Source organism: Massilia pseudoviolaceinigra (assembly GCF_030846505.1).
Lineage (GTDB): Bacteria > Pseudomonadota > Gammaproteobacteria > Burkholderiales > Burkholderiaceae_D > Telluria_A > Telluria_A violaceinigra.
Genome location: NZ_JAVCWL010000004.1, coordinates 265981 through 287988, shown reverse-complemented (window position 1 = coordinate 287988; position 22008 = coordinate 265981). Strand labels below are relative to the sequence as shown.

General features: G+C 63.0%; 19 protein-coding genes. 14 read left to right on the top strand and 5 right to left on the bottom strand.

The features are described from left to right. The first annotated feature begins 78 nt into the window (after positions 1-78). Together RBA40_RS06130 and RBA40_RS06125 are read left to right on the top strand one after the other, a co-directional pair. Positions 79-714 carry a TetR/AcrR family transcriptional regulator gene (locus RBA40_RS06130; protein WP_306646769.1) on the top strand — a complete coding sequence of 212 codons (636 nt, stop codon included), beginning with the start codon at positions 79-81 and terminating at the stop codon, positions 712-714. A gap of 63 nt (positions 715-777) precedes the next feature. Beyond that, a complete protein-coding gene (locus RBA40_RS06125) occupies positions 778-2559 on the top strand; it encodes a cation:proton antiporter domain-containing protein (RefSeq protein ID WP_306646767.1) in 1782 nt (593 codons plus the stop codon). Here RBA40_RS06125 and RBA40_RS06120 read toward each other — a convergent pair. After that, positions 2556-4520 carry an AAA family ATPase gene (locus RBA40_RS06120; RefSeq protein WP_306646765.1) on the bottom strand — a complete coding sequence of 655 codons (1965 nt, stop codon included), beginning with the start codon at positions 4518-4520 and terminating at the stop codon, positions 2556-2558. The two genes, RBA40_RS06125 and RBA40_RS06120, sit on opposite strands and share 4 nt — an antisense overlap. A gap of 452 nt (positions 4521-4972) precedes the next feature. Here RBA40_RS06120 and RBA40_RS06115 point away from each other — a divergent pair, with 452 nt between their 5' ends. Beyond that, a complete protein-coding gene (locus RBA40_RS06115; protein ID WP_306646763.1) occupies positions 4973-5110 on the top strand; it encodes a hypothetical protein in 138 nt (45 codons plus the stop codon). Between the two features lie 250 nt (positions 5111-5360). Continuing rightward, positions 5361-5624, top strand: a complete 264-nt coding sequence (locus RBA40_RS06110) for a PEP-CTERM sorting domain-containing protein (RefSeq protein WP_306646761.1) — start codon at positions 5361-5363, stop codon at positions 5622-5624. A 61-nt stretch (positions 5625-5685) separates the two neighbouring features. On the opposite strand, the gene RBA40_RS06105 is transcribed toward RBA40_RS06110, so the two are convergent. From RBA40_RS06105 to RBA40_RS06095, 3 genes are all read right to left on the bottom strand, one after another. Next, positions 5686-6240 (bottom strand): DUF1697 domain-containing protein, encoded by a 555-nt coding sequence (locus RBA40_RS06105; protein ID WP_306646760.1) that lies wholly within the window; start codon positions 6238-6240, stop codon positions 5686-5688. Positions 6241-6243: 3 nt separating this feature from the next. After that, complete coding sequence (gene gstA / locus RBA40_RS06100; RefSeq protein ID WP_306646758.1) at positions 6244-6852, bottom strand: glutathione transferase GstA; 609 nt, start codon at positions 6850-6852, stop codon at positions 6244-6246. 189 nt (positions 6853-7041) lie between these two features. Then, positions 7042-8670, bottom strand: coding sequence for a sensor histidine kinase (locus tag RBA40_RS06095; RefSeq protein WP_306646757.1), 1629 nt, complete (start codon positions 8668-8670; stop codon positions 7042-7044). Between the two features lie 170 nt (positions 8671-8840). Here RBA40_RS06095 and RBA40_RS06090 point away from each other — a divergent pair, with 170 nt between their 5' ends. Both RBA40_RS06090 and RBA40_RS06085 read left to right on the top strand, forming a co-directional pair. Next, positions 8841-9194: a hypothetical protein gene (locus RBA40_RS06090; RefSeq protein WP_306646756.1), complete on the top strand. Its 354-nt coding sequence runs from the start codon at positions 8841-8843 to the stop codon at positions 9192-9194. Next, positions 9191-10033 (top strand): HDOD domain-containing protein, encoded by an 843-nt coding sequence (locus RBA40_RS06085; RefSeq protein WP_306646755.1) that lies wholly within the window; start codon positions 9191-9193, stop codon positions 10031-10033. The genes RBA40_RS06090 and RBA40_RS06085 overlap by 4 nt, the downstream gene beginning before the upstream one ends. An 81-nt stretch (positions 10034-10114) precedes the next feature. Here the strand turns inward: RBA40_RS06085 and RBA40_RS06080 are convergent, their stop codons facing one another. Continuing rightward, positions 10115-10456, bottom strand: coding sequence for a hypothetical protein (locus RBA40_RS06080; protein ID WP_099875234.1), 342 nt, complete (start codon positions 10454-10456; stop codon positions 10115-10117). Between the two features lie 605 nt (positions 10457-11061). On the opposite strand from RBA40_RS06080, the gene miaB reads away from it, so the two are divergent. The 8 genes from miaB to glyQ all read left to right on the top strand — a co-directional run bounded on the left by miaB (position 11062) and on the right by glyQ (position 21991). Further along, positions 11062-12423, top strand: a complete 1362-nt coding sequence (miaB, locus tag RBA40_RS06075; RefSeq protein ID WP_306646753.1) for a tRNA (N6-isopentenyl adenosine(37)-C2)-methylthiotransferase MiaB — start codon at positions 11062-11064, stop codon at positions 12421-12423. After that, positions 12420-13469 (top strand): PhoH family protein, encoded by a 1050-nt coding sequence (locus tag RBA40_RS06070; protein ID WP_306646751.1) that lies wholly within the window; start codon positions 12420-12422, stop codon positions 13467-13469. The genes miaB and RBA40_RS06070 overlap by 4 nt, the downstream gene beginning before the upstream one ends. Next, positions 13453-13917: an rRNA maturation RNase YbeY gene (ybeY, locus tag RBA40_RS06065; RefSeq protein WP_306646749.1), complete on the top strand. Its 465-nt coding sequence runs from the start codon at positions 13453-13455 to the stop codon at positions 13915-13917. The genes RBA40_RS06070 and ybeY overlap by 17 nt, the downstream gene beginning before the upstream one ends. A 262-nt stretch (positions 13918-14179) precedes the next feature. Further along, positions 14180-16516 (top strand): hypothetical protein, encoded by a 2337-nt coding sequence (locus RBA40_RS06060; protein WP_306646747.1) that lies wholly within the window; start codon positions 14180-14182, stop codon positions 16514-16516. 176 nt (positions 16517-16692) lie between these two features. Further along, positions 16693-18297, top strand: a complete 1605-nt coding sequence (locus RBA40_RS06055; RefSeq protein WP_306646746.1) for an FAD-dependent oxidoreductase — start codon at positions 16693-16695, stop codon at positions 18295-18297. A gap of 244 nt (positions 18298-18541) precedes the next feature. Beyond that, positions 18542-19420, top strand: a complete 879-nt coding sequence (locus RBA40_RS06050; protein WP_306646744.1) for a CorC family transporter — start codon at positions 18542-18544, stop codon at positions 19418-19420. Next, a complete protein-coding gene (gene lnt, locus RBA40_RS06045) occupies positions 19420-20976 on the top strand; it encodes an apolipoprotein N-acyltransferase (RefSeq protein WP_306646807.1) in 1557 nt (518 codons plus the stop codon). Before RBA40_RS06050 ends, lnt begins: the two co-directional genes overlap by 1 nt. Before the next feature lie 103 nt (positions 20977-21079). After that, entirely contained in the window at positions 21080-21991 is a 912-nt protein-coding gene (gene glyQ, locus RBA40_RS06040; protein WP_306646743.1) for a glycine--tRNA ligase subunit alpha, read from the top strand. Positions 21992-22008 lie beyond the last annotated feature (17 nt).

Here is a 22008-nt window from a genome sequence, read left to right as displayed (position 1 = left end):
AACTAGGTCGCTCGACCTAGTGCGCCGATTATAGGTCAGCCGACCTGCTTTGCATAGCGCCATGCGATAATCCGGTCCATGTCCAGTCATCTCGCCAGCGCACTCAAAAACAAAGCCTCCGTCACCACCGAAAAAGGGTTGGGACGGGCCCACGACATCCTGCGCGCGGCGCGCACGCTGCTGGCGGCCGACGGCTATGCGGGCCTGTCGATGCGGCGCGTGGCGCTCGAGGTGGGAATCAGCCTATCGAACGTGCAGCACTACTACCAGAGCAAGGATGCGCTGCTCGAAGCGCTGCTGCTCTATACGATGGACCTGTTCCAGTCGAAGATGGATTCGATTTCGGCGGCCATGACGAGCGCCCCGCGCCTGGACCAGTTCCTGTCGACCTGCGACATGTTTCTAGATGAGATCACCGACCCGGTGACGCATGCGATCTTCTTCGAGATCTGGGCCCTGGCCTCGCGCAACGCCTTCGCATCGAGCCTGATGGATACCATGATGGCGCGCGAGCGCAAGGCTATCTTCAAGCTCATTCGCGGCCTCAATCCGGCCATTGGCGACGACGAGTACCGCCAGCGCGCCATCCTGATGGTGGCGCAGATCGAAGGCCTGATGCTGTTCCGGCTCGATAAGGCCGGGCGCCGCGCCGAATTCCTGGCGGTGCGCGCCTCGGTGCGCAAGGTGCTGCTGGCATTGGCCACGGTGCCCTAGCCGTCTTTACGTGCCCATGTAAACTATACTGGGGGCTCCGCCCATCACGAGGAGAGCGTCCGTATGCACCACAACATCAGTCTGATCACCACCATCGCCGCCGCATTGGGCTTCGGCCTTATATTCGGCATGATCGCCGTGCGTTTCAAATTGCCGGCGCTGGTCGGTTACCTGGCCGCCGGGATCGTGATCGGACCGGCCACGCCGGGCTTCGTTGCCGATGTGGCGCTGGCCGGGCAACTGGCCGAAATCGGCGTGATGCTGCTGATGTTCGGGGTCGGGCTGCATTTTTCGCTGGACGACCTGATGGAAGTGCGCGGCATCGCCCTGCCCGGGGCGGTGCTGCAGATCGGCGCGGCCACCGGCATGGGGATCGGCATGGCGTACCTGTGGGGCTGGAGCTTGGGCGCCGGCCTGGTATTCGGATTGGCGCTGTCGGTGGCCAGCACGGTGGTGCTGCTGCGGGCGCTGGAGGATTTGGGCATACTCGATTCGATCAACGGCCGCATCGCGGTCGGCTGGCTGGTGGTCGAGGACCTGGTGACGGTGCTGATGCTGGTGATGCTGCCGGCGCTGGCCGGAATACTGGGCGGCACGACCGGGGACAGTGCCGCAGCGGGTGCGAACATCTGGAAAACCCTGGCCATCACGCTGGGCCAGGTGGCGGCCTTCATTGTCTTCATGCTGGTGGTCGGGCGCAAGCTGTTCCCGTGGTTCTTGTGGCGCGTGGCGCGCACCGGTTCGCGCGAACTGTTTACGCTGGCGGTCGTCGCCACGGCAGTGGGCATCGCCTACGGCTCGTCGGAACTGTTTGGCGTGTCATTCGCGCTGGGCGCGTTCTTTGCCGGGATGGTGCTGCGCGAGTCGCCCCTGAGCCACCGCGCGGCCGAAGAGTCGCTGCCGCTGCGCGATGCGTTTTCGGTGCTGTTTTTCGTCTCGGTAGGCATGCTGGCCGATCCGATGGTGCTGGTCGAAAGCCCGCTGCGGGTACTGGCGGTGGTCGGCGTGATCATGTTCGGCAAGTCGCTGGTGGCCTTTGCGCTGGTGGTCGCGCTGCGCTATCCGCTCAATACGGCGCTGACGGTGTCGGCCAGCCTGGCGCAGATCGGCGAGTTCTCGTTCATCCTGGCGGCGCTGGGCATGTCGCTCGGGCTGCTGCCGAAAGAGGGCCAGAGCCTGATCCTGGCCGGGGCGATCATTTCGATCGCGCTCAATCCCCTGCTGTTCAAGACGATCGAGCCGCTGCAGCGCTGGCTGCGCAGCAAGTCCGATGCGGCGCGCAAGCTGGAACGCTCGACCGATCCGCTGGCCGAGCTGCCGATGTCGGTGCCGCAGGAGCGCCTGAGCGGGCAGGTGGTGCTGGTCGGGTACGGGCGGGTCGGACGCATGATCGCCGATGCGCTCATGGCGCAGGGCGTGCATATCGTGGTGGCGGAGCAGAACCGCGAACTGGTCGACCACCTGCGCAAGCGCGATATCGCGGCGGTGGTGGGCAATGCGGCCGAACCGGCGGTGCTGATCCAGGCGCACATCGCGCGTGCGGCCTTGCTGGTGATCGCCACGCCCGATACCTTCCATGTGCGCGCCATGATCGAAACGGCGCGCGCGCTCAATCCGGGGATTCGTACGCTGGTGCGCACGCATAACGAGGAAGAGGCGGAGTTGCTGCGCAAGGAGACCGGCAGCCAGGTGTTCGTCGGGGAGAGGGAACTGGCGCGCAGCATGGCCGAGCAGATCAGCGTGGATCTGGCGGCGGTGAAGCCGGGGCATGGGGGGGCATTAAACCCACCACCCACGTCGTTCCCGCGCAGGCGGGAACGACGGTTTACTGGTTGGTGGTATTAAACCGCGGCAGCCTCGGTACACAGCTTCAGATTACCCAGACGCTGGCTGGCGACGTGAAAGGCCAGCAGATCGCGGCGCTCTTCCAACAGCGCGAACACGGCATCCTTCGACAGCACGTACTGGTCGAGCAAGATATCCTTGATCGACTCGATCACGGCCTTGTAATCGCGGATCGCGCCCAGGGTGTAGCTGTACAACTCGTCCGATTTCTCTTCCACCTGGCGGATCGTGTGCTCGCCGCTGCCTTCGTTCTTCAACTGCGTGTAGTCGATCTTCGAGCGCGAATACATCGACAGGCGGTTGACCATCAGATTAAGCATCTTGGTGGCTTTCTCGATGTCGTTCTGGCTGCCCACGGAAATCCCGCGCGCCCCGTAAAACAGCTCCTCGGCCGCCACGCCGCCGTACAGCTGGATCACGTCCTGCTCCAGCTCTTCGAGCGTACGCAGGGACACATCATCGCCCGACTGCAGCACATACCCCAGCGCGCCGAGCTTGGACACCGACTCGGTGCTGATCTTGAGCAGGTGCGATTTTTCCTTGACCTCTGCCAAGGTCATACCCTGGCGCAGATACGGATCGATCTGCATGAAAAAGTGCCCCAGTTCGTGCAGCGCCACGCGCTCGCGCTGCTTGTGCTTTTCGGCCGTGGTGGCGCGGTCGGTCAGGCCCAGCGTGGCGCGCTCAAAAGCACGGAACATCAGATCGGTATTGATGATCGCCTTTTCCTGGATCGAGATCATGCTGGCGCGTTCGACCACGGTTTCCAGCAGCGCGGGACTGAGGTTAGCCGTCATTTCGGCAACCTGGCCCAGATCGAGATCGTTCCAGTCGACCAGGCCATCCTTCTTGCGGCACAAGAAGTTCTTGAGCAGCGCACCGCGCTCGCCCTTGTTCGGCAGGCGGAAGTTGATCTTGACCGAGAAGCGGCGCAGCATCGCTTCATCCATCTCGACCGAGGCGTCGTCGAAGTTCGAGGCCACGACCCAGATCACGCCGGCGCCCTTGTCGCTCTTGACGCCGTCGAGCAGGCCGAGAAGCGTGTTGGCGGTGTCGTCTTCCCACTTCTTCTCGCCGCGGCCGCGCGGCATGAACAGGGTTTGCGCTTCGTCCAGGAAGATGATGCAGCTGCCGCGCGCACAAGCCTTGCGGTACAGCGCATTGAGCGCCTTGGAGCCGCCACCCACGTAGCCCGATTCGAGCGCCGAACCGGAGGCCTGGATCAGCGGCACATTGAGTTTCTTGGCCAGGTAGCCAACCAGCTTGGTCTTGCCGGTGCCGGCGGGGCCGGTCAGCATCACGTTGAACGGCTTGTCGATGTTGTGCGACTTGTATTCGCTGCGGTTGCGGATCATGTCTTCGAGGTGCAGCACTTCCTGCTTGATGTCGTCCATGCCGATCAGGTCATCCATGCTGCCTTTGAGCTTGTCCGGCATGATGACGGCGGCGCTCATGCCCATGCCGGGGATGCCGAACTTGATCGCGTAGAGAATCAGGAGGATCAGGAAGATATCGAGCGCGTGGCGCTTGAGGAAGGCGAGCGCTTCGGCGCTGGCGACGTTCTGGCCTTCGTCGAGCAGGACCGCCTTGTGCGAGGCCAGGTAGTCTTCCTTGGCGATCGAATACGGAATGGCGTTCTTGAGCAGCACTTCACGCTCCAGGCTCAGGTGCGAGGTGCTCGGCACCTTGATCACGTGCAGCTGGGGCGCATCCTTGAACTTGAAGATGTAGCGCGGCGACTCCGACAGCGGCTTGGCCACCATCAGGTATTCCAGCTTGTCTTTCTGCGAGGCCAGCGCGGTGATGCGCGAAATGTCCTGCGAATGGACCAGTGGGCTGGTGTCCTGCTCGACGTCGGCGTTGTAGATAGCCAAACCGACGAGCAGGACGAACAGGAGTCCGGCGCCGATGCGCACGTAGACATTCTTGAGGGCGAGCTGGAGCTTGGCAAGATTGGGCATGTGGTTACTCTATGAATGGTGGCTGCGGACGGAATTACTATGCAAACATCGTTTCCTGCCGCGCGATGGTAAGGAGCGGCAGTGACAGCGACGTTCGATATCTGGACCATGAGAATTTCCGCAAACCATGTGGCCAATCGATGTCGCCTGACGGTACAGCTGCACGCCGGGCGACGTGGCACCGACATGCTCCTTTGCCATCAGTTTAATGCCTGATGGCAACAGGGATAGGGAACTATACCGCCAAAAAAAAGCCAGGTATACCTTGATCTGCTGAAAAAATTTTGCGACGCAACACCTCTGATCAACTCGACAATGCGTATTGTGGTGGACCTGACAAACATCAAGGCGCGCCCGGGAAATGTCCGTATGTTCGTAACATTTCGTATCAGCCCTTGATGGTAAATCGCGATCATTAGATGATCCTTAAAACCCACGAATGGATTAGTGACATGCGTCGACTCTTCGCTTACTTCGCCGGCCTGTTCGGCGCCCGCCCCCTTGTCGACGACGACCACCTTACCGGTGCGGTCGATCTGTCCGATTCCGCTTACTGCCTGGGATTGCTGTCGCGCGACCGCGAGCCTTAACTCCACGTCAACCCTCGTGTCCTTTTAACAGTTTTCTTGCATTTTGACGCAGTGCAGCATTTACCGAGAAATGTTAATTCCTCTGATCAATAAAACATCAAAAAAACGACGTTTATAGCGGAATGGCTTGGAAATCGGTGGTGAGCGTGGTTAAATACATAGCCCGATGATTCGCATTTACTGCTCATCTGGTTGCAATGCAGCATGAGTAATCCTGCGCTTGCGAAAACCAAAAAGAAGAGGAAACACCGTGAAAAAATACGCAGTCGCAGCAGCTTTCATGCTCGCCCTGGTTGCCACCGCACCGGCGAGCGCTATCGAAGTCGTGGACAATCCACAGGCGGCAGCCGCCCACATGGATTCCCACCCTCAGATGAGCGCCATGGACATGGCCGCGATGCCTGCCCCACAGATGTCGGAATTGCCCGAGCCTGAAGTGTTCGCGATGATGCTCCTGGGTCTGGTACTGATCGGATACCGCGCGCGCCGCGAAAGTGGCGAGAAGTTCCGCTAATTAAAGATTGCACGAAAAAAATCCCGCCGCGTGCGGGATTTTTTTTGCCTGCCGCGCCCCTTCAATCCTTGACGCTGTCGGCGCACAGCGCCTGGAGCTTGCAGACCGTATTCCAGTTGCGCGAGGTCATGCCATCGCCCAGCAGCTTGCCCATCGCCACGGCGATCTTGCTGTCGAGCACCCCAGCTGGACACCACAGGTAAGCGGCCAGATCGGCCACGGCCAGTTGCTCCGGCGCCCAGTCCTGCGCCGCCAGCGGCGCCAGCAAGGCCGGCGCGCCCGGGTCGCTGAACACGAATACCAGCAGGCGCGCATGGTCGTCCGCCACCGGCAGCAGCGGATTGGCGGCGACGATACGGTCGAGCTCGTCGCTGACGAGCACTATCACCCTTGCCGCCACGCCCAGCTTGACCACCAGCGCATCCTGGATCAGGGCCGCCAGCGCCGCCGGCGCCTGGCGCGGGGCATTGAACACCACGTTGCCGCTATTAAGCAGGGTGCGCACCCCGGTGCAGCCCAGTTCGCCGACGAGCTGGCGCAGGTCGGCCATGGCGATGCGCTTGGCGCGGCCGACGTTGATGCCGCGCAGCAGGGCAATATAGCGTTGCCGGGTCATGACTTACTTGAGCAAGCCTTCGTCGCGCAGCGCTTGCTGCACCATGGGACGCGCGCCCACGCGCTTGTGGAACGCTTGTATCAGCGGAAAGGCCGAGAGGTCGAACTTGACGATATTCGCCCAGTTCAGCACGGTAAACAGATAGGCATCGGCCACCGTGAACTGGGCGCCGGTCAGGTACTCGCGCCCGTCGAGCATGCGTTCGACATAGCCGAAGCGCAAGGTCAGGTTGGCGCGCGCATAGCTGGTCAGTTCTTCCCCCGCATTGGGACGGAACAGCGGGCTGAAGTTCTTGTGCAACTCGGTCGAAATGAAATTGAGCCACTCGGCCAGCACGTAGCGTTCCGGGGTGCCGGCGGCCGGCGCCAGTTTTTTCTCGGGAGCGAGGTCAGCCAGGTACTGGACGATGGCCGGGCCTTCCGTCAGCAGCATGCCCTGTTCGGTGTCGAGGGCGGGCACGTATCCCTTCGGATTGATGGCGCTGAAGTCGGCCCCGCTGGCAGTAACCTTCTTTCGCAAATCGACGCTTTCGGTCGTGAATGCCAGCCCTGCTTCGAGCAGGACGATGTGGGGAGAGAGGGAGCAGGCACCGGGACTGAAGTACAGTTTCATGATGGTCCTTTGAGAGGCAAATGGGCGCAGCCAGCATGCTAGGCGCGGGGATGAGGGCGGTACCCGGCACGGGCACGGCCAAAGAATGGCAAGCGTACAATAAAACGAGCGCTCGCGCTTGGGCACGCGCAAGGGTGGCGCTCAGCGCCTGCCGCGGCCGGGGCGACACTCATCCGCAGCAACCGGCTGTCAAGCCTGTACGCCGGGCTCCGCCGGAAGGGCTTCGGCATTGATTCCGTCCTCGGCCTTGGCCCCGGCTCTGGCCTCGGCCTCGCGATCGACCGGCGTCACGCGCGGGATGCGCAGGGTGAAATGGGTGCCCTGCCCCAGGGTGCTGCTCACGGCGATGGTGCCGATGAATTGCTTGACGATCAGGTTGTAGACGATATTGAGGCCCAGCCCGGTGCCGCCCTGGCCGCGCCGGGTGGTGAAAAAGGGGTCGAAGATGCGGTCGAGCGCCTCCGGGGCGATGCCCCTGCCGTCATCCTTGACGTGCAATTCGACCACGTCGCCGTCGAGGCGGGCGCTGATCATGATTTCGCCGGCGGTATCGACCTCGAACGCGTGCTCCACGCAATTGAGGGTCAGGTTGGTGATGACCTGGGCGAATGCCCCCGGATAGCTATCGAGCACGATCTCGTCGGGGCAATTGAGCACCAGCGTGATCGGGGTTTTCTTGAGCTTGGGCTGCAGACTGGAGACAATTTCTTCGATGTATTCGTGCAGGCCGAAGGGGCGGCGCGCCTCGCTGGTCTGGTCGACCGCGATCTGCTTGAAGCTGTGGATCAGGTGCGCCGCGCGGTAGGCATTGTTCATGATCAGGCGCGCGCTTTCGCTGGCCGTCTCGACGTAGCGCAGGATATCCGACTTTTTCAGGCCGGCGCCCTTGACGGCAATTTCCAGCTCGTCGGTGGCAGCCTTGAGCACCGAGGCGCTGGTCAGGGCGATGCCGACCGGGGTGTTGATTTCGTGCGCGACCCCGGCCACCAGGCTGCCGAGCGAGGCGAGCCGTTCAGCCTGGAGCAGGGATTCCTGGGTCTGGCGCAAGTCCTGCAGCGCCTGGGCGGTCTGCTGGGCCGAGCGGCGCGCCGCATCTTCGGCTTCGCGGATGCGGCCGATGGTCGATTTCAGGCGGCGCTGGATCTGGTTGAAGCCGCGGATCACGTCGCCGAGCTCGTCGCGCCGGTTCTCGGGCAATTCCTCGACGTCGTCGCTGCCGCGCGTGGCCAGGTCGAACAGGCCGTCGCGCAATTGCTTGAGCGGTTCGAACACGACCCGCAGCGACAGCGCCAGCGCCGCCACCAGGATCAGGTCGAGCACCAGCACGTCGATCACCTTGCGCATCAGCTCGGACGCGAGGGTCTGGTCGATCTGGGCGCGGCTGAAATTGATCACCACCCGCCCTACCGAGACCGGCTTGATCGAAGCGCTGGCCGAACCGCCCTCCAGAAACACCAGCGGGGCGTCGACCGCCTGGCCGCCCGGCTCCGGGGCGCGTTCGACCGCCACCAGCTTGCCGTCCGGCGCGCGCACCTTGCCCGCGAACAGGCCCACCGAACTGTCGTAGACGCGGATCGACACCACCTCGGGCGGCAGCATTTCGGCCTCGACGATGCTGTCGACCTTGGATTTGTCCAGGTCCCACAGGGCCGATGGAAGACTGATCTGCAAACGCGTGATCACGCCCTTGCGCAAGCGCTGGTTGCTTTCTTCCAGCGCCTTGCCCAGTGAATACTGGGTAAAGCTGCCGGAAATGCTCAGCACCAGGGTGACGATCACCACGAAGAGCAGTTTCAGCCGGCTTTGAATACTGAACATCCGATTCCTCCCGATCACCAGCGTACGCGCGCGATGCATCTCCGAATGTACGGTAAGCCCTTCCCCTTGGCAAGAAATTGAGGTGCATACCTGTGCAAACTAAGGTTTTTGCGTGGCGCACAGCCCCGATCAGCAATGGTAAGATCGTAGCATTACGAGGGAGGATGCCTATGAGCGCAGCTTACCAGCACCTGGCCCTGGCGGAAGTGGCGCCGGGAATGGTTTTGTCCGACGACCTGCTCGACCGCCAGGGGCAAGTCCTGCTGCCCAAGGGCGCCATCCTGACCGACCGCACCATCGCCTTGCTGCCGAGCCACGGCATCGATGCCGTGCCTGTGCTGCGCAGCGGCGCGGCGGTGCCGGCCCCGGCCGCGCCGCGTAGCGCGTCCGACCTGGCGGCCAGCGGGCAGCGCCTGGCCAGGCTGTTTCGCAAGCACCCGCCGGAAGACACGCACGACTGGGCCACCAGCGCCCTGCGCCGCTACGTGGAAGATTACCGCGCCGCGCGCGAGGTCGCCTTGTGAGCGCCATCGTGCTCGACGACGTGCTGCGGCGCCTGGCCGACCTGCCCTCGCTGCCGGCGGTGGTGATGGAACTGCTCACCAGCATCGACCAGGAAGACATCGACATCACGGTGCTGGCCAGAAAAGTCTCGCACGACCAGGCCCTCACGGCCAAGACCCTGCGCCTGGCCAATTCCTCGCTGTACGGCTTGCAGGTGCGCGTGACCACCATCCAGCAGGCGATTACCTATCTGGGCTTCCAGACCACGCGCAACCTGATCACGGCCTCGGCCCTGACCGGCTGCTTCGCCGAGGGCCGCTGCCCCGCCTTCGACCACAAAGCGTTCTGGCGCCACTCGATCGGCACCGCCTGCTGTGCCAAGGTGCTGGCGCGGCGCGTGCGTTTCAACCAGGATTACGCCTTCACGGCCGGGCTGCTGCACGACATCGGGCGTCTGGTGCTGGTGAGCAGCTATCCGGATTTGTATCAGCAGCTCATGCAGTTCCGCGCGGTCAACGACGTGTATGTGCAGGATGCAGAGATGGCGGTACTAGGTGTAGACCATGTACTGGCCGGCGTGGCGCTGGCCGAGCACTGGAATTTTTCGGATACGATGAAGATGGCGATCGCCTTTCATCATGATCCCGGCGCGCCTGATGCAGGCTTGCTGGCCACTATCGTACATGTGGCCAACGCCGTCGTGCATGCGCTCGACCTGGGGAGCGAAGACGACGATCTGGTGCCCGCGGTGTCGCCGGTCGCATGGACCGCATTGGGACTGAACGAAGAATGCTACCTGCAAGTGTTCCGCGAAACCGAACTGCAGTACGAAGAAATCACGATGATCCTGATGGGCTGACCGACCCGCCTCTGCGTGCAGAGGCGGAATCAGGCGCCCCGTTGCGCTGGCATGACAGCTGAAACCGCCATGCCGGAGGACTTAGTGCGCATAGTTACCGGACGTCGATGCGTCTGGTGGCGTGCTTTTTTCCTCGGTCGCCTTTGGACGGCCTTGGGCATCGGACAGGCGATACTTGGTGCGGCGGTCGCCCATCAGGTCGCGCAGGTCGCGAATGCTCATGCCGGTGACTTCGTGCATGCGGATCAGGAGCGAGGCGCCAACCGGCAGACGGTGGTGGCGGATCTTGCTGATGACCGGTGGCGCGACTTCGAGCATGCGCGACAGCGCAGCATCGTTTTTCAGTTGCATCTTGCCAAGCAGAATGTCGAGCAGATGGTTGGGGTTATAACTTTCCTGTGATGCCAGAGCATGGTGTGCCATGATTTACCTCGTGGTGAGTGGTTGAAATAATGCCGTTACGAACTATGTTAAAGACCCATACGCGTCTTAATAAGTTCCCGGAAAATCGCCCTTGAGCGTGATTAAACAGAATAAATCTGATAACTGGCTTAAAAGCACGTTTCCGGATCGTATGCGCTCTGCGCTACTCACTTCCAACGCACTTGAATTGCAAACTAATTATGAGACTCATATGCCTTTAGTACAACTTACCCGCGCATGGGTCTCATTGTTTGAAATCAAGGTATCCGCCGGAAAGCTTGTCACATAGTCATTTCAACACATGGGGATAAATTGTGGCGCACGCAAGAACATTTCTTGTGCTCAGTCCGTTGTTAGGATTCCATCGGAACTCATTGATTTACAAGAAGAAATAGGTAGTGTGCAATGAAGCAATTGTGAAAGATTATTGTGCGAAACTTTTCTCCGCGATACGCAAGAGTGACGGGTGGCTAGCTCGACCGTTGATCGTGCGCAATGAACGGCCCCGCGAAGCATGCGTGTCGCGGGAATGGCCGCCCCCGCTGATTTACGATAAACTGGCAACCCCGCCTGAAACCAGGCTGCAGCGCCACGTTGATCATTCCATGCAGAAAAAAGTCTTCATCAAAACCTTCGGTTGCCAAATGAACGAGTACGACTCGGACAAGATGGCCGACGTGCTCGGCGCTTCCGACGGCCTGGTACGCACCGACACGGCGGAAGACGCCGATGTGATTTTGCTCAATACCTGCTCGGTGCGCGAAAAAGCGCAAGAAAAGGTGTTTTCCGATCTCGGCCGCCTGCGCGAGCTCAAGCTGGCCCGTCCCGACCTGCTGATCGGCGTCGGCGGTTGCGTCGCCTCGCAGGAAGGCGCGGCCATCGTCAAGCGCGCGCCCTACGTCGACATGGTGTTCGGCCCGCAAACGCTGCACCGCCTGCCGCAGATGATGCGCGAGCGCCGCGCCAGCGGCGACGCCCAGGTCGACATCAGCTTTCCCGAAATCGAAAAATTCGATCACCTGCCGCCGGCCAAGGTCGACGGCGCCTCGGCCTTCGTGTCGATCATGGAAGGCTGCAGCAAATACTGCAGTTACTGCGTGGTGCCCTACACCCGCGGCGAGGAAGTCTCGCGCCGCTTCGAGGACGTTCTGACCGAAGTGGCCGGCCTTGCCGCCCAGGGCGTGAAAGAAATCACGCTGCTCGGCCAGAACGTGAACGCCTTCCGCGGCGTCATGGAAGGGGGCGAGATCGCCGACTTCGCCCTGCTGCTCGAATACGTGGCCGACATTCCCGGCATCGAGCGGATTCGCTTCGTCACCAGCCACCCGAAGGAATTCACCCAGCGCCTGATCGACGCCTACGCCAAGATCCCGCAGCTGGTCGACCACCTGTACCTGCCGGCCCAGCATGGCGCCGACAATGTCCTCGCCGCCATGAAGCGCGGCTACACCGGCCTCGAATACAAGTCGATCATCCGCCGCATCCGCGCGGTGCGCCCGAACATGTCGATTTCGTCCGACTTCATCGTCGGCTTCCCGGGCGAAACCCAGGCCGACTTCGACGCGATGATGAAACTGATTCTTGATGTCGGTTTCGATACCAGCTACAGCTTCATCTTCAGCAAGCGCCCCGGCACCCCGGCCGCCAACCTGGCCGACGACACCCCGCACGAGGTCAAGCTGGCGCGCCTGCAGCAGCTGCAGGCGGCGATCGACGCCAACACGCGCAAGTACAGCGCCGCCATGGTCGGCACGGTACAGCGCATCCTGGTCGAAGGCCCGTCCGTGAAGAACGCGGCCGAGCTGCAGGGCCGCACCGAAAACAACCGGGTCGTCAATTTTGAACCCGGCATCAATGCGAGCGCGCTGATCGGCCAGATGGCCGACGTGCGCATCACCGAGAGTTTTAACTACACCCTGCGCGGCGAACTCGTTGCGCGCGGTGACACTTTAGCCTGCGCCAGTTGAAAACCAAGACACCTATCCAGCCTCACTACTTCATTCCCGAGCCGCTCGACAACACGCGGCTGGCCCACCTGTGCGGCCCGCTCGACGAAAACCTGCGCCAGATTTCGTCCGCGCTCGACGTGACCATCTTCCGGCGCGGCGAAAAATTCATCGTCAGCGGCCATAACGCCGAACACGCGGTCCAGATCCTGGAGCGCTTCTACGAGGTCGCCAACAAGGTTGTTCCGATCGAGGAAGTGCAGCTGGCGCTGGTCGAACAGCGCTCCGGCCTGCACAGCCAGCACAGCCCGGACAACACGCCGACCGAAGCGCTGCCCGACATCGAAATCAACAGCCCGGTGCTGAAAACCCGCCGCCATGACCTGCGCGGACGCACTCCGCACCAGATCCAGTACCTGCGCTCGATCCTCGAACACGACATCAGCTTCGGCGTCGGTCCCGCCGGTACCGGCAAGACCTACCTGGCGGTGGCCTGCGCGGTCGACGCCTTGGAGCGCGACGCCGTCAAGCGCATCATCCTGACCCGCCCGGCGGTGGAAGCGGGCGAGCGCCTCGGCTTTTTGCCGGGCGACCTGACCCAGAAGATCGACCCGTACCTGCGCCCCCTGTACGACGCGCTGTACGACCTGCTCGGTTTCGACCGCACCCAGAAGATGTTCGAAAAACAGGTGATCGAGATCGCCCCGCTGGCCTACATGCGCGGGCGCACGCTCAATCACGCCTTCGTCATTCTCGACGAAGCCCAGAACACGACGGTCGAACAGATGAAGATGTTCCTGACCCGGATCGGCTTCGGCAGCAAGGCCGTGGTCACCGGCGACGTCACCCAGGTCGACCTGCACAAGACGCAAAAAAGCGGCTTGAGCGACGCCGTGCATGTGCTCAAGGACGTGCGCGGGATCGCCTTTACCCAATTCTCGAGTGCCGATGTGGTGCGTCACCCGCTGGTGGCGCGCATCGTCGATGCCTACGAGAGCGCCGCCTCGGTCGAAGACCTGGTCGCCTTGCCGAAACCCGCCGCAGCTAAAAATGTCCGCAAAAAATAAGCTTTCCCTCTCGGTCCAGTATCCGGACGCCCGCCTGCAGGAATCGATCACGCGCCAGAAAGTGCGGCGCTGGGTGCAGGCGGCGCTGCTGGCGCCGGCCGAACTGACCATCCGCTTCGTCGACGCCGAGGAAGGCCGCATCCTCAATCGCGACTACCGCGCCAAGGATTACGCCACCAATGTGCTGACCTTCGCCTACAACGAAGGCGAAGACATCGCCGAGGACGAGCCGACCCGCGCCGACATCATCCTGTGCACCGACGTGCTTGAAAAAGAGGCGCTGGAACAGAAGAAAACCGTGGAAGAGCACAGCGCCCACCTGATCGTGCACGGCGTGCTGCACGCGCAGGGCTACGACCACGATGACGACGACGAAGCGACCGAGATGGAGCAGCTCGAACGCGACATCCTCGCCACTCTCGGCTACCCCGACCCTTACGCGTCCTGATGGTCCGCGTGGGCACGCCGTGTCCACGCATTCCGGCCCTCGGCGCCCGCGCCCCAGCCGCGCGCCCCCTCCCTGCCCATTTGCACAGCCAGCACCTGCTTGCGGTTGCGGCAGCGCTTCCACAACGGCACGTGTCACTTTCATGCCACAATGCTAACACTTTGATGGACCCGGGACTGGCCTCTGAAGTACCATACGGAAAAATTCAAATCGTCAGTACGGCGGCGCTCTTGCGCGGCACAGCACCTTTTCCTGGACCTCCGTGACCACTTTTCTTTACCTGCAGCGATTCGCCAACGGCGAGCCCGCAGCCATGCCTTTCGATGTCCTGATCTCCATCCTCGCGCGCCACGGCAAACTGGGGCGCGGCTTGTACGACACTGAAATCACCTTCGCAGCCGGCCAGACGGCCGCCGGCGCCACCATCATCGGCGAGCGCACCGGCGGCGCGCTGTGCGTCGGCTTCGAACGTCCGCGTTTCGACGCGCCCCTGCGCGCGCTGGTATGGGAGTGCATGCGCGAATTGGGCTGCGCCGCCTTCGACGACGCGCTGGACATGGCCTACACGCCGCTGCACGGGGCCCCCGGCTTGCCGCCGTCGATCAGCGCCGCATGCGCCAACGGCGTGCGGCGCGTCGACAGCGCCCAGCAGCTCTGGCCCGACCAGCTCGAAGCGAGCCTGGCGGCCGTGGCCCGCCCCGGCCTGGCCTACGCCAACGCCAACCGCAACGGTCCGCACCTGCAGTTGTTCGACGAAGGCGACGCCGCCGCCAACGAGTTGACGATCGACCTGGCGACGCGGCCGGAGGCCTGCAATACGGCCACCCTGCGCGTGCTGCGCAACCTGGCCGCGCGCGTCGACGCCGCGATCGGCGCCAACCCCGGGCACCAGCCGTTCTACCGCTTCGCGCACGACGCAAGCTCGCTGCTGTTCCTCGAATCGGCGCAACTCGGCCCGCTGGCGCACAGCGCCACCATGGTCAGTCCCGGGCCGGGCCTGAGCGTGCATCTTCCCGGCTTTGCCAGCGACCGCGAAGTGTATGCCAGCGCCCACGCCGAACAGGCCAGGCTGGTCGCGCACGTGCACGACAAATACCGGATCGTCCTCGATGGCAGCGCCACCAGCATCACCGTGCTGGCCGGCCTGCTCGACAAGCTGCACGCCTTCTACGTGCAAGAACGCAGCAAGCAGCCGGCCAACGTCGCCTTCAGCAGCCCGATCGCCACCAGCTGGGCGATCCGCGCCGGCTGCTACCTCGGGTGCGTGATCGCCAGCCAGATCGGCGGCCAGTGGGGCTACGTCACGCGCGGCCAGCAGCGCCTGATGGTGGTGCGCACGCACCGCGCTCGCGTGTGCCACCCGCACCTGCAGGTGCTCGACCACATCGTCAACGGCGCGCGCGACAGCGTGGCGCGCTGGTATGCCCGGTTGGCCGTGAGCGACGCCAGCGCCTGCGCGCGCGTCGACGACATGGCTTGCCGCATCCCGCGCCTGTGCGCCATGCTGCTCGGACAAGACGCTTTCGCGGACGCCGCCGGCCTGCCGCTCGAAGCGCAGCTGCCACGCGAAAAACTCGACTACAGCTTCGCTTCGCTGCGCCCGCTCGAAGCCTGGCTGGGACAGGTGCGCCAGCGCCAGACGGCCGGAAAGGTCGCGGCGCCGCTGCTGGAGCGCCTGATCGACGCGGCCGGCGCCTATCTCGGTGAAGTCATCCGCAGCAATACACCCGATGCCGGCCAGTGGCAATGGATGAACTACGACGACATGGTGCGCGCCCATCCCGCCTTTGCGCGGCAGCGCCCGCGCGCGCGCGATTTCCTGGTTTTTCTCGACAGCGTCGAATACACCACCTACCCGCTGGCCACCATCAGCGCCTTGCTGACCGACGCGCGCGCCGAATCGCTGCAGGACTACGCGGGCAAGCTGCTGCCGCAGGGCGGCGACGGAGCCAACCCGCTGGCGCCGGGCGATATCGAACAATGGCCGGCCGAACCCAAGATGGACCTGGCGCTCGACCAGATCCGCAACGCCGTCATGAAGTGGCGCCGCGCGGCCACGCCGGCCGACTACGGCACGATGTACGCCGACAATCCGGGCTGGCTGGGCAACGACAGCCTGGCCGACATCTACCGCCGCCAGCACCTGCTGCTCGAACGAGGCATGGTGGTGTGGGCGTCGCTGGTACAAGCCAACAACGCTCTGTTCGCCGAAGGACCGCACGACATGCCGGCGCTGCTGGCGTACAGCCTCGATCGCCATTTTGAAGCGCGGCCGCAAGCCCTTCAGCGCGTCTCGCAAGAGCTGTTTGCGTACAAGAGCAAGGGCAAGGATGCACCGGCGCCGCTGCAGCACATCACCACGTGCCTGGCCAATGAACTGCAACGCCCGCAGGACCTGGCGGTGCCGGACATGCTCACGCGCCGCCGCGTGATGATCTCGGCTTTTCTGGCGATCCGCAAGCACATGCCGGCCGACGTGATGCAGGGCGCGTGGTTCCCGGTGCTCACCCATCCCGACACCTTGTGCCTGATGATCGCGCCGCGCCAGTTCTGGCCGCAGGAACTGGTCAGCGCGTGGAAGGGCGGCGCGATGGTGTAACTGGTGGCCGGTGCGGCAATGTAGTATTTCCCGCACTCGCGCGCGGCTTGCAGGCCTACATCAAAAGGTAAATCCGCTCACCCGGTTTTGTACGTCATCGCACTGTAGCAATTGGCGGGACAGGGTCTACTTGGTTTTCTCAAAAAGAGGAAAACCAAGACAGGAGGAACCTGCCAATGACAGCAGCAAAGACAGCCGCAGCAAACGACGTACACGGTACGACATCCGCATGGCTCGCCACGGCGAGCCTTCCCCGCTACTATCCCCTGACGAGCATTGAACGCGCCGATGTATGCGTGATCGGCGCCGGCATCGCGGGCTTGAGCACCGCCTACATGCTTCTGCGCGAAGGCAAATCGGTGGTGGTGCTCGACGCCTTCGGCGTAGGTGCCGGCGAAACCGGGCGCACCACCGCGCATTTTTTCCCGCCCGACGAACACTACTTCGACATCGAACGCAGCTTCGGCAGCGACAAGGCCGCGCTGGTGGCCGATTCCTACCGCAAGGCCACCGACTGCGTCGAGTCCATCGTCCGCACCGAGCATATCGACTGCGAATTCGAGCGGCTCGACGGCTACCTGTTCAATCCCGACGGCGTCTGGAACGATATTCTGGAACGCGAGTATGCGATCACCACGCGCCTCGGTTTGAACGTGCGCCGTTTCGAGCGCGTGCCGGGCCTGCACTTCGATACCGGTCCGTGCCTGCGCTTTGCGCGCCAGGGCCAGTTCCATCCGCTCAAATATCTCGACGGGCTGGCGCGCGCCATCGACCGCCTGGGTGGCCGCATCTACGACCGCACGCGCGCGCTCGACCTGCGCGGCGGGCAGGCGCGCCAGCGCGTCACGACCGGGCATGGACAGGTCGATGCGGCGGCCGTGGTAGTGGCGACCAATACGCCGTTCAACGAACGTGTTCTCATGCATACCAAGCAGGCCGCCTACCGCACCTACGTGGTGGCGCTGCGCGTGCCCAAGGATGCGCTGCCGCGCGTGCTGCTGTGGGACACGGGCGATCCGTATTACTACGTGCGCCTGGCGTCGGCGGGCAGCGGCGCCGACCATGAACTGCTGATCGTGGGCGGACAGGATCACAAGAGCGGGCAGGATGCGCATCCCCAGCATCGCTATGACGAGATCGAAGCGTGGACGCGCCAGCGCTTTCCGATTGCCGGCGAGGTGGCATACCGCTGGTCGGGCGAAGTGATGGAGCCGTCCGACGGCATCGCCTTTTTGGGCCGCAGCCGCGCCGGCCAGGAGAATGTGTATGTGATCGCTGGCGACTCCGGCAACGGCATGACGCACTGCACGGCCGGGGCGATTCTCGTGACGGACCTGATCGTCGGGCGCAGCAATGCGTGGGCCGAGCTGTATTCGCCGTCGCGCAAGATGCTGCACGGGCTGGGCGATTTCATTACCGAGCAAGCCAACACGCTGGCCCAGTACACCGACTGGCTGCGTGGCGGCGATGTGGAAAGCGCCGACCAGATTGCCAGCGGCGAAGGCGCGCTGCTGCGCGACGGCGGGCGATTGCTGGCGGTGTACCGCGGCGACGATGGCGGGCTGCAGGCGGTATCGGCGGCGTGCACGCACCTGGGCTGCGCGGTGCACTGGAACGCGGGCGAAAAGTCGTGGGACTGCCCATGCCATGGATCGCGCTTCGCGCCGGATGGGGAGGTGCTGCACGGGCCGGCGAAGCGCGCGCTGACGACGGCCACGCTGGAAGGAGAAACGGGTGCTGGGACGCATCCGGCAGCGGGGGAAGAGCGCAGGACTGATTGACGTTAACGTCGCCCCCGCACCAAGGCGGGGGCCCAAGTTCGCAGCTTAGCCGTCGGCTCCGGAGACAACTTGGGCCCCTGCCGAGTGCCGCCTTGGCGCGAGGGCGACGGGGAATCTGCACGGGAGCGACAGGGGTTAGACGAACACATCGCCCCCCACATGCATACCCCCACTCCGCTCAAAAAACAGGCAATTGCGCTTTTGGTGTATCCTACGCCTATCGCAACAACGGCTCACGCCAACTATGCCAGAGCACCCTTATGACGTCCGAACGGACGCCAAGACCCACCGGTCACTGTTTGAACGCCTGACCGCACTGATCTCTCCCGAGCCCGAAAACCGCGCCGAGCTGCTTGAAGTCCTGCACGACGCCCATGAACGCAACCTGATCGACGCCGATGCGCTGTCCATGATCGAAGGGGTGTTCCAGGTCTCGGACCTGTCCGCGCGCGACATCATGGTCCCGCGCTCGCAGATGGACGTCATCGACATCAGCAAGCCGATCGAGGAATGGATGCCGCAGGTGCTGGAAACAGCCCACTCGCGCTTCCCCGCCATCGAAGGCGAACGCGACAAGGTCATCGGCATCCTGCTGGCCAAGGACTTGCTGCGCTATTACGCCGAAGAAACTTTCGACGTGCGCGACATGCTGCGTCCGGCCATCTTCATCCCCGAATCGAAACGCCTCAATGTGCTGCTGCGCGATTTCCGCGCCAATCACAATCACATGGCCATCGTCGTCGACGAATACAGCGGCGTTGCCGGCCTGATCACGATCGAAGACGTGCTTGAGCAGATCGTCGGCGACATCGAAGACGAATACGATTTCGATGAAGAAGAAGACAACATTCTGTCGATCAAGGAAGGCCAGTTCGGCCCGCGCTGGCGCATCAAGGCGCTGACCGAGATCAGCCAGTTCAACGAAGAACTCGGCACCAGCCTGCCGGAAGACGACGTCGACACCATCGGCGGCCTCGTTGCCAGCCATCTCGGCCGCATGCCGCACAAGGGCGACGTGTTCGATGTCGCCAACCTGCGCTTCGAGGTGCTGCGCGCCGACGCGCGCCAGGTTCACGTCTTGCTGGTAGAAAAACTGCCACTGCCCGAAGACGAACACGATTGATGTTGCGCCGCTCGACCGTTCCGCTCGATCCAGCGCTGCGCGTCCCCCGCACCACGCTGCTGCCCATGCTGTTCGCCGCCCTCGCGGGCGCGACCAGCGTGCTGGCGTTCGCGCCCATCGGCTGGTGGCCGCTGCAAATCCTCGCGCTCGCCTTTTTGTTCTACCAGGTCGGGATGGACACCAATGTCCGCCGCAGCAGCCTGATCGGCTGGGCCTTCGGCTTCGGCTGGTCGGTTGCCGGCATGCACTGGCTGTACATCACCATGAATCGCTTCGGCAACATTCCGGGACCGATGGCGGTGGCGGCCGTGTGCCTGCTGGGCCTGTACATGGGCTTGTTCGGCGCCTTCGCCGCCGGTGTGTCCACCTGGCTGCGGCGGCGCTGGTCGCTGCCGGTCGCCAGTTTCCTGCTGCTGGTATTGCCGTTCGCCTGGGGCTTGTCGGACTGGATGCGCGGCTGGATCATGACCGGCTTCCCCTGGGTTGCCACCGGTTACGCCCATAACGCCAGCCCGCTCGGCGGCTACGCGCCCATCGTCGGCGTGTACGGCATCGGCGTGATCGCCGCCGTGTGCGCCAGTTGCATCGTCATGCTGACCCAGCGCGCGCGCTGGCCCGGCATGGGTTTGCTCGGCGCCATCCTCGCGGCCGGCTACGGCCTGACGTTTGTCGCCTGGACCGCAGCGCAAGGCCAGCCGATCAGCGTGCGCCTGATGCAAGGCAATGTCGAACAAAAGAAAAAGTTTGATCCAGAACATGTCATGCGCGCGCTGGAAATGTATCGGGGCATGATCACCGCCCAGCCGGCCGACCTGATCGCCCTGCCGGAAACGGCCGTCGCCAGCCTGCCTGAATACCTGCCGCCCGACTATTTGCCATCGCTCAAGAAATTTGCCGCCGAAAGCGGCAGCCACGTGCTGTTCGGCATCCCCATGTCGGACGGCCCCGGCAGCTATGCCAATAGCGCGGTCGGTTTCAGCCCCTCCGGACAATCTTACCGCTACGACAAGCACCACCTGGTGCCCTTCGGCGAATTCGTGCCGCTGGGTTTCCGCTGGTTCGTCGACATGATGCGCATTCCGCTGGGCGACATGAGCCGCGGCGCCGACGTGCAGAGCGCATTTGCCGTCAAGGACCAGCTGGTGTTGCCGAATGTCTGCTACGAAGACGTCTTTGGTGAAGAAATTGCCATGCAACTGCGCAACATGCCGCAACCGGCCACGATGCTGCTCAATGTCTCGAACCTGGCCTGGTTCGGCGAATCGGTGGCGATTCCCCAGCATGTGCAGATGTCGCAGATGCGTTCGCTCGAAACCGGCCGCCCGATGCTGCGCGCAACCAACACCGGCGCGACGGTCGTGATCGATGGCCGCGGCAAGATCGTCAATGCATTGCCGATGTACACGCACGGCACCTTGTCTGCCCAGGTGCAAGGGATGGGTGGCATGACGCCATTCATCCGCATGGGTAATTATCTGCTCCTCGCACTGGCGGCGCTGGCACTGGGTTTTGCCTGGTTTTCCGGTCGCGATTATGCAAAAACGCAGCAAACATGACATTGTCGTCACTTGCCCCCCAGCGTCCCGCTAAAACCCGCTAAAATTGGTCGTTTTAGCAAACTCATTCGTTCGCGCCGTCAGCCGCGCGACAGCCACCAAGATGCTCACATTTCAACAAATTATCCTGACCTTGCAAACCTACTGGGACAAGCAGGGCTGCGCCTTGCTCCAGCCATACGATATGGAAGTGGGCGCGGGCACCTTTCACACGGGCACTTTCCTGCGCGCGATCGGACCGGAACCCTGGCGCGCCGCCTACGTGCAGCCGTCGCGCCGCCCGAAAGATGGCCGCTATGGCGAAAACCCGAACCGCATGCAGCACTACTATCAGTATCAGGTAGTCCTGAAACCGGCGCCGGAGAATATTCTCGATCTGTACCTCGGCTCGCTCAGGGCGCTCGGCCTCGACCTGCAAAAGAACGATGTGCGCTTCGTCGAGGATGACTGGGAAAGCCCGACCCTGGGCGCCTGGGGCCTGGGCTGGGAAGTCTGGCTGAACGGCATGGAAGTGACGCAATTTACCTATTTCCAGCAAGTGGGCGGCCTGGACTGCAAGCCAGTGCTCGGCGAAATTACCTACGGCATCGAACGCCTGGCCATGTACCTGCAGGGCGTCGAGAATGTGTACGACCTGGTCTGGACCGAGTGGGAAGAAAACGGTACGACGAAGTCGCTCAGCTATGGCGACGTGTTCCATCAGAACGAAGTCGAGCAATCGACCTATAACTTCGAACACGCCAACACCGACCTGCTGTTCACCCAGTTCGCCAACCACGAATCGGAAGCCAAGCGCCTGATCGAACTCGAACTGACCCTGCCGGCCTACGAGCAGATCATGAAGGCCTCGCACAGCTTCAACATGCTCGACGCGCGTGGCGCCATTTCGGTCACCGAACGCGCCGCCTACATCGGGCGCGTGCGCACGCTGTCGCGCCTGGTCGCACAAGCCTATTACGACTCGCGCGAAAAGCTGGGATTCCCGATGGCTCCCAAAGCGCCGCTCGCCGCCTGAAAGATAAAATTAGAATG